The 2,172-nt window shown below is 39.4% G+C and carries 3 protein-coding genes; 1 reads left to right on the top strand and 2 read right to left on the bottom strand.

Annotation, left to right across the window (positions count from 1 at the left end; genetic code table 11):
- Both ACEW8U_RS06025 and ACEW8U_RS06020 read right to left on the bottom strand, forming a co-directional pair.
- Nucleotides 1–383 (bottom strand): hypothetical protein (locus ACEW8U_RS06025; RefSeq protein WP_373521137.1); only part of this gene is annotated, 383 nt, incomplete at its 3' end.
- A gap of 215 nt (nucleotides 384–598) precedes the next feature.
- The gene (locus ACEW8U_RS06020; protein ID WP_373521136.1) at nucleotides 599–1,207 is read right to left on the bottom strand and encodes a c-type cytochrome; all 609 of its coding nucleotides are present in this window, start codon (nucleotides 1,205–1,207) and stop codon (nucleotides 599–601) included.
- 400 nt (nucleotides 1,208–1,607) lie between these two features.
- On the opposite strand from ACEW8U_RS06020, the gene ACEW8U_RS06015 reads away from it, so the two are divergent.
- Nucleotides 1,608–2,172, top strand: a 565-nt coding sequence (locus tag ACEW8U_RS06015) for a hypothetical protein (protein WP_373521135.1), incomplete at its 3' end; no start/stop codon positions are given.

The following is a 2,172-nucleotide window of genomic DNA, read 5'->3' as shown; positions in this document are numbered from 1 at the left end:
GCCTTCATCTGAATGGTTTCACCAATCCTGACCTGATGAGAATATCCGTAGATCACATGATACCTATTTATATCCACCGGCACCAATTTTTCAAATTTGATTTTATTTAATCCGCTTGGAATATCTTTAAAAGGAATCCAGCCTGTAGATTCTTCCAAAATTTTAATTTCCTGCGCTGTTTTCTTATCCACGAGGCTCACTCCTACATTTAAATTGACAAAATAGGTATCATACTGCGCGGAGCTATAATCCTTGTCTGTGAAAAACTCAAAGAGAACCTTTTTTTCCTTCTCAAGGATAGGGAGTTCGGACTCGGGCTCAAAGGATTCACAAGAAATCAAGACAAATGACATTAAGAATGCGACAATTAATAAATTTTTCATTGGAATAATTTTTTTAAAGGTTAATATTCATGTTTGTACGCAAAGTTGCCAGTAAAATGGTAATTCAATATTATTCTCGCCAGGAAGCTTAAATGTCCGGTACATCGGACTTCCGACATCGGACTTCCAACCTGTTTGAAGTAGTATATTGGGTTACTGGCAAACAAGCGTATAACCATTTTAATAATTTTATAAAACTTATAATTTTTTTTAGATTAATTCATGGCATGAGTTGGAGGTACCGCATTGGGAACGAGGTTATTGATAGGCTTGATGGATTTCAGGTACGCATAAATCGCCTTAGTTTCCTGATCTGTCATATGGCTGTACATATCCCATGGCATTGGAGGCAATAATTGTCTGGCTGTTTTTATACCTTTATATCTCCCTTCCCTAAGGGCAATGGAAAATTGCTCTTCAGTCCAGAATCCGATTCCTGTATCCTCATCGGGGGTTAGGTTAGCTGCATAAGAGATCCCCCAAGGTCCGATCCACGCTGTGAGCGTCTGAGTAGCAGCTACTCCTTTTTGCTCTAAATCAGCTCGGTCGAGTTCGGGTAGGGGAATTGCTGTCGGGTGACCGGAAAGCTGAAATTCCATATCCAGTTCGGGTCCATTGGGTCCCATTTTCTTGGGTGTATGGCAATCATGGCAGCCGGACACCAAGGTTAGATGCCTGCCATATTCTTCCAGTGTCTGAAATCCATTAAAAGCTTCACTTTGTTTAAGTTCAGGCAATTCTGACTTTGCAGGCTGTTGGCATTCACTCAGGCCCAAAACAGCTATCAAGGATAGCCCTAAGGGAATAATTGTTTTGTTTTTCATTTGTATAAGTTGGTTAAGTAAACAATGATTTATACTTGTGATGATTGAAAAAGTGGGTGTTAGGTTGCCTGTGATTTGTTTTTTGTCTGGGAGCAATATTAAAAGTCATACCATTTATCACTTTTCGCTCTGTGGGGTACATCCGTGATAATACTTCTATTTACAAAATCCCAAATGAGCAGGGGAAGGACCCATCTCCATAAAATGATCAATATCAGACCGTTGGAAAAAAAAACAAGATTGAAATCTGCTTAGGTTTATTGGTTTTTTCCTAAAATCGATGCAAATTGCCTTATACTAAGTAAAATTTGGGACGGTTATAATGAACTTGAAACTTTGGATACCAATGGCACCAGAATAGAGGTGCCTTTCAATTTGTGATCCAGAATACCTGAAGAATATGAATTTATCGCTCTTAAGTCCGAAGCAATCTAGCCCACTTGACCTTACCGGCAAGGTTGATCTGATATCCTCAAAGCCAAACCTTCAAGAATTGATTTTGAATTTTTCGAATATTAATTACGGTGAAGTGAATTGTAAGGTGTTGGCAACGCCGAGCTTGTCCCTGATGTATGGAAACATTCGATTGGAGCCAAACATCAAACTCAAAACAGAGACCCAGGAAAACAGTGTCAACTTTCCATTTTTATTGCAAGGGGAAATAAACTCCCGGTTTTACAGCTATCCACAAAAGCAGGCACTGACTCCAAATTCTCATAATGCCATTCATTTAACTCAAACTGAGGGAGAACACTTGTTGCCTTTGGGAAAATTGGAAACATTTAACATCAATCTCCGATCGGACTATTTCTTCGATACTTTTTGCTCAGAAGACAAAATCACAGAAGCCCTTAAAAAAAGTATTGATATAAAAAGCTCCCAAGTAGCCTCAAGCCATCCCGGGCAAATCAATGCAGAAATGAAGGGAATCATCCGTTCCATTTGCGCCAATCCATTTGAGGGCG

The sequence above is a fragment of the Aquiflexum sp. genome, assembly GCF_041751335.1.
In the GTDB taxonomy this organism is placed as follows: Bacteria; Bacteroidota; Bacteroidia; order Cytophagales; family Cyclobacteriaceae; genus Aquiflexum.
This window is presented reverse-complemented; position numbering and strand designations above follow the sequence as displayed.